General features: G+C 40.8%; 5 protein-coding genes. 3 read left to right on the top strand and 2 right to left on the bottom strand.

Annotation, left to right across the window (positions count from 1 at the left end; translation table 11 throughout):
- Positions 1-134: 134 nt before the first annotated feature.
- On the bottom strand, positions 135-1,253 hold the full coding sequence (dprA, locus tag VB654_RS20145; protein WP_323215583.1) for a DNA-processing protein DprA: 1,119 nt from the start codon (positions 1,251-1,253) through the stop codon (positions 135-137).
- A gap of 199 nt (positions 1,254-1,452) precedes the next feature.
- Positions 1,453-1,704: a hypothetical protein gene (locus VB654_RS20140; RefSeq protein WP_323215582.1), complete on the bottom strand. Its 252-nt coding sequence runs from the start codon at positions 1,702-1,704 to the stop codon at positions 1,453-1,455.
- A gap of 324 nt (positions 1,705-2,028) precedes the next feature.
- Here VB654_RS20140 and VB654_RS20135 point away from each other — a divergent pair, with 324 nt between their 5' ends.
- From VB654_RS20135 to VB654_RS20125, 3 genes are all read left to right on the top strand, one after another.
- Positions 2,029-2,607 carry a hypothetical protein gene (locus VB654_RS20135; RefSeq protein ID WP_323215581.1) on the top strand — a complete coding sequence of 193 codons (579 nt, stop codon included), beginning with the start codon at positions 2,029-2,031 and terminating at the stop codon, positions 2,605-2,607.
- A gap of 160 nt (positions 2,608-2,767) precedes the next feature.
- On the top strand, positions 2,768-3,145 hold the full coding sequence (locus VB654_RS20130; RefSeq protein ID WP_323215580.1) for a DUF2358 domain-containing protein: 378 nt from the start codon (positions 2,768-2,770) through the stop codon (positions 3,143-3,145).
- Positions 3,146-3,364: 219 nt separating this feature from the next.
- Positions 3,365-6,343: CHAT domain-containing protein (locus VB654_RS20125; RefSeq protein ID WP_323215579.1), on the top strand; the 2,979-nt coding region annotated here is incomplete at its 3' end.

Below are 6,343 nucleotides of genomic sequence, written 5' to 3'. Positions count from 1 at the left end.
ACTAACCGATATGAATAAAAATTGCTGAACACATACAAGCTGGCTGTTAAGTAACTGGAAATTTAAAGTAATCTCTGACTCCCCCCTGCACCCTGCACCCTGCCTCTTCCGTGAGGGAAAGTATATTTTGTTGTTTAACTTTTCTGATATCGCATTCCGGGAAGTTGAGAAACTAAACCCATAAGTTCCAACTGTAATAATGCACTGGAAACTGAGCCAGTATTCATCCCTGTTTTTTGCACAAGAGAATCAAAGGGCAAAACATCACAGGCGATCGCATTCATCACTTGTTGCAATTCTGGGGGTAAATCCGGCAACTTGATTGGTTCTGGAATTGGTGTAGTATCAATCGTGTCAATTTTTGGGATTGCTCCCAGCATTTTTAACAATTCATCCAGTTCTTTAAGAATCAAAGAAGCACCTTGATTGAGTAATTTTAAACATCCTTGAGATGGATAATCATCTATTTTTCCAGGTAATGCATAAACATCTCTACCAAATTCATTCGCATAGGAGGCTGTAATTAATGCCCCTGATTTAACAGGTGCTTCCATAACCAAAACTGCACGACTTAAACCTGCAATAATGCGATTACGGCGAGGAAAGTGGGTGCGATCAGGTGGTGTTTTGGCTGGATATTCACTCACAACTAAACCTTGATTTAAAATCTGTTTGTATAAATCTCGATTTTTCTGGGGATAAATCACATCGACACCAGTACCTAAAACGGCGATTGTCCTTCCCCCGGCTTTCATCGTAGCGAGATGGCTTTCTGTATCGATGCCCTCCGCCATACCAGATACAACTGTAAAGCCATTTTTTGCTAAAGCTGTGCTAATCTGGCGAGTCCAGCGAATACCATAATCTGAAGGTCGGCGTGTTCCCACAATCCCGACTAGGGGTTTTTGCCCCAGATTTTCTAGCAATTCAACTTCACCACGATAGTACAACATTGGCGGTGGGCTGGGAGTTTCCAGTAACAACCGGGGATAATCTGCATCGGCTGGTGTCCAGAAATGGGGGTTTTCTTCCTGGTGTTGGATCAGTAATTGTTCTGGATGTAGACGCGATCGCTGTTCAACTACTTTCCCTAATGTCTGAAAACCAAAACCTTCAACTTCTCCTAACTGGGATTTGGTAGCATTCCAAGCTGTGGCTAGTGTGCCAAAATGCTGGTGTAACCGTCGCAATAACACTGGCCCTACCCCAGAAATTCGCGTCCAAGCCAGCCAATATGCTCTTTCTTCTACCACTATGCCATCCTCACAACTTAATTGAGTATTCCCAAATTAGGTTTGTTTCTCACTAGTACCGCCGTGAAGGAGGGGCGTATTGCAGCCCGTACAAAAGTCTTATATCAACTTAAATTCCCGACTTCTTCAAGAAATCGGGAATATGCTTGTTCAGTAATTATTGAGAATTGCTATGGTGTCCTGAACTTCTTAGAAGCCATTAGTGTCCATAACTAAATGACTTAGCTAACATGGTAATATGACCAATTGCATAAGTGGTAACAAATGCCTCGGCCAGTTTAGTAAGTATTGAAAGACCACTAACAGGATCGTAGTAACCAGGGTCACTCTGTTGAGAACTTTCTCCACCAGAGATAAAGTCTACATCCTTTAATTCATTCAGAAAGCTTTCAGAATCTTGAAACAATTCAGAACCAGTAGTGTTTAATTCGTAAAGATTGATGCTTGCCATATTATTAGCTCCTCGATATGCTGCGCGTTAATTAACTTGGTAAACAATTAAGCTATGATTTGCTGAACTGTTACTGCTAGTTTTAGTGATAAATTTTGAGAAAATCAATCCTAAAAAAAATTAAATTAGACATATTTTCAGGTTTTATGTCTTAATTGAATAGTAATATCTTCTTTGTCCAGTTTGCCTAAAATGATGGGGTATTTCTGGATGTGTGAGTTTGCCATTTGCGGAAGTTCTGTAGAAAAGGTGGGGCTTTAACCATCTTCTAGCTGCAAAAAACCTCAACGCGTTACCCTAGATACTAGAAGCTCAAAACATATTATGATACTAGAAGAAATTGCAGGTACGCTGGCAGAATTGTTTGATACAGCAGAAGTTAAAGCGATCGCTCCTGGATCTTGGCAAGTGGACACCCCTAGTTTTCGGCTATTGGTGCTGCTTTCCGAAGATAATACTTGGTTACGAATTCTACTGCCCATTGTACCGATCCAAGAAGCCCAACCGTTTTTAGCACAGTTTCTAGAAGCCAACTTTGATGACACCCAAGAAGTCCGTTATGCCTTGTTTGATGGCGTAGTTTGGGCAGTGTATCAACACAATAGTGAGACGTTGGTTAGCGCAGATTTTGCCAGTGCGATCGCGCGACTGATATCTTTATACGAAGCTGGTTTAGATAATGTCTTCAATCGTCTGATTGAAAGTCGCATCCGGCAAATTATCTTGACAGCAAAACAGCAAGGACAATCTCTTGCAGCTACCATGCAAAATCTAGACCGTTTTTATGCAGAAGGATTGTTAGGTGAAATTGACCAAACCACAGCAGCCAGAGAACAAGTATTAACAGCTTGGCAACGTCAGTTAGAACGCTTATGGAATGAAATCGAGATTAAACGTGAATAAAATCCCAATTTATTTGTGATTTTGAATATTCTCACCCAAACATATATTAATATATAGCGATCCTAAATAAGATGTGAACATTTCTCTCTTCCTCTGTGATCTCTGTGTCTCTGTGGTTTGTTAAAAAAAATCCCGTTCAAAACTCAAATAGGATTTCTATATGGATATAATTGAAATTCTCAAAGAAGACTATCAAAGGTTTCCAGAAAACCAAACATACAGCATTTACGCCGAAGACGTTTATTTTCAAGATCCATTAAATAAATTTCGGGGAGTGAAACGTTATCAGCAGATGATTAAATTCATCCAGACATGGTTCATTAATCCTCAGATGGATGTACATGATATTCAACGTTTAGAAAACACCATAAAAACCGAGTGGAAACTTAGCTGGAATACACCCATCCCGTGGAAACCCCGCATTTCCATCTCCGGCTGGAGTGAACTAGAAATAAACGCTAATAACTTGATTATTTCCCATATAGATTATTGGTACTGTTCACCCCTAGACGTAATCAAACAGCATTTCTCTTGGTAATCACACAATATATTAGGACTTACGCAAGAACTCTCTGAAACCCTCTTTACTTTGTGTCCTTTGTGTCCTTTGTGGTTTGTTTTCTCATAATTTTGCGTAACTCCTGTATATTTACCTGAAAACTGATGTAAAGCGCTGTTTTTTCTGTTTATCCGAAAATCTCAAGCAAGATTATGTAGTATGTAGGTATGTAATCATACGTGCGGACAAGCTTAACCCATGACAGTCATCACAATTCGGGAAGAAGGGCGAATAGATACCGGATTTGCAGCCATTCTCAAATTTGATGGCGGAGAATACCCAGTTACGATTACTGACCCCTTTACCCCCAAGGAAGAAAAAGAACTTGAGTGGTATTTTGAAGAATGGGTAACGTTTCCTTTTAGTGATACTGTCATTGCAGAGAGGGCAGCAGCCAGCGTTAAAATATACGGTGAAAGCCTATTTAAGCAGGTTTTTCAGGCAGATTTCAATGCTTACAGCTTATATCGACAACTGCGGGGTAATCTGAGTCAAGTACAGATTGAAATTGTGGCGAAAACCCCAGAATTTCACGCTTTACACTGGGAAGCTCTACAAGACCCAGATTTAAGCCGACCACTGGCGGTAGACTGTGTAATGTTGCGGAAGAATGTCAGACCTGCACCACCAGTTTCAGCTAATGTGCAGTCATCGCCTGTGATTAATCTGCTGGTGGTGGTGGCGCGTCCTGATGAGGAAAGGGATGTGGGCTATCGGACAATTTCTCGCCCGTTGCTGGAATTGATTGACAATAGCAATTTGCGGGTAAATGTTGAGTTGCTGCGTCCGGGAACTTACGAAAGTTTGTCTAAGCATTTGCAAGAAAAAGGTGCGGGATTTTATCACGTCATTCATTTGGATATGCACGGGGCGCTGCTAAATTATCAACAGGTTCAGTCTTCCAGCAAACCTGAACGCTATTTTTATAAAGGGCGCTATGGACGTGGTGATTTGCAGCCCTTTGATGGGGTGAAAGCTTTCGTCTGCTTTGAGGGCGAGTCTCAGGGAAAGGTTGATTTGCTAGAAGCTTCAGAGTTAGCCGCATTGTTGACAGGAAAGGGGATTCCTGTGTGTATTCTCAATGCTTGTCAGTCGGGGAAACAGGTGAAGAACTCCGCCAGCGAGGAGGGGTTAAGTGAAGATACTCGTGAAACCAGTCTGGGAAGCCGGTTAATGACCGCAGGGATGCAGATGGTGGTGGCAATGGGGTATTCTGTCACTGTGTCGGCGGCAAAGTTGATGATGTCACAGCTTTATCAACATTTGTTTGATCATAAACCCATGACTGAAGCTATCAGGCTGGGGAGGCTGGAACTGTTCAATGATAAAGAACGTAAAGCCTATTTCAATAAATATATTAATTTAGAAGATTGGTTATTACCTGTGGTTTATTCTCATCAGGTAGTGAATTTTAATTTACGGCAGTTTACACCAGAAGAAGAAGAGAAATATTACGAATCTGTTGCTATTCAGTATCGTTTCTCCTTGCCGGAATATGGATTTATTGGTCGGGATTTGGAGATTCTCAAAATTGAGAAAGCTTTGCTCAGGCATAATGTTTTGCTGTTGCAAGGTATGGGGGGAACAGGTAAAACAACTTTGTTAAATTATTTAAGGGAATGGTGGCAGAGGACACATTTTGTTGAGGATGTATTTTATTTTGGCTATGACCAAAAAGCCTGGACGCTGACACAAATTTTGTTTGATATTGGTCAGCAGGTGTATGGTAAATTTGAACAGCCGAAGTTTCAAGCCATGAGTCAGCCTGCACAGGTAGGGAAATTAGTGGCAGATTTGCGGGGTGCAGCTTACGCTGTGATTTTGGATAATTTGGAATCGGTGACTGGACAACAACTGGCGATTCAAAATACTTTGCCAGAGGTAGAACGTCAGCAAATCCGGGATTTTATAGGGAAGTTGGTAGGTGGTAAAACGCGGGTGGTCTTGGGTTCACGGAGTCGGGAAGAATGGCTACAATCTCAGACTTTTAAACAGAATATTTATGAGTTACAAGGATTAGATCAAGAAGCCAGGACGGAATTAGCAGAGAAAATTTTAGAACGGAATGTAGCTGCACACCTTGTTGATGGGATTCGTCAAGATGCCGATTTTGAAAAATTGATGAAATTGTTGGCAGGGTATCCCCTGGCGATGGAAGTTGTGTTGACGAATTTGCAAAGGCAATCACCCCAGGAGATTTTGCAGGGGTTGCAAGGGGCTGATGTCAATTTGGATGTGGTGAGTGAGGATAAGACCAAGAGTATTTTGAAATGTGTGGAATATTCTCACAGTAATTTGTCACCAGATGCACAGAAATTGTTACTGTGTTTGGCTCCTTTTAGTGGGTTTATTTTCCGTGGAACTATTCCGGGTTACATCGAGGAACTACAAAAGCTAGAACCATTAAATGATTATTATTTTGATAAATTAGATGATGCCATTCAAGAAGCAATTAACTGGGGTTTACTCTCACTAATTGAGAATAATCATGATTTACTAAAAATTCAACCTATTTTCCCCTACTTTTTAAAGACTAAGTTAGCATCTGTTGATGAGACAATACAGGCAGCTTTAGAAAAAGGGTTTAAAAACCACTATATAGGTTTGGCAGGATATTATCAACGTCTCATGGATTCTAAAGATGCTCAAGAACGTCAAACGGGTATATTATTCTTTAATTGGGAATATGAAAACCTTTATCATGCTCTGCTAATTTGTTTGCGGAAACAAGAAAGTATTAGGATCTACTTTTGTTTATATCAATACTTTAAATTGATTAGTGATCACCAAAGTAACCTCAAATTGGCAGAAATGGTTTGTCAAAACTTAGAAAATTATCCCCCGGCATTTATCCAGGGTAAATTAGGTTATCAGATAGCACTGGCAATTGGTAGCCTGGGTAATTGTCAACTGAAGGCAAAGCAGTACCAGCAAGCTAAATGTTCTTACGAAAAGACTTTAGAAATTTATCCTACCTTAGTGGGTGAAGAAGAAAGACAAAAACAACGTTGGCAAGCCACCACCTACCACCAGTTGGGAAGAGTTGCCGAAGAATTGCGAGAATATGAACAAGCACGGCGTAATTTTCAACTGGCTTTGAATATCGACATCGAATATGGCCATCGCTATGAACAAGCCGGTACCTACCACAATTTGGGAATGGTTGCCCAAGATTTA

The sequence above is a fragment of the Nodularia sp. UHCC 0506 genome, from assembly GCF_034931045.1.
Lineage (GTDB): Bacteria > Cyanobacteriota > Cyanobacteriia > Cyanobacteriales > Nostocaceae > Nodularia.
This window is presented reverse-complemented; position numbering and strand designations above follow the sequence as displayed.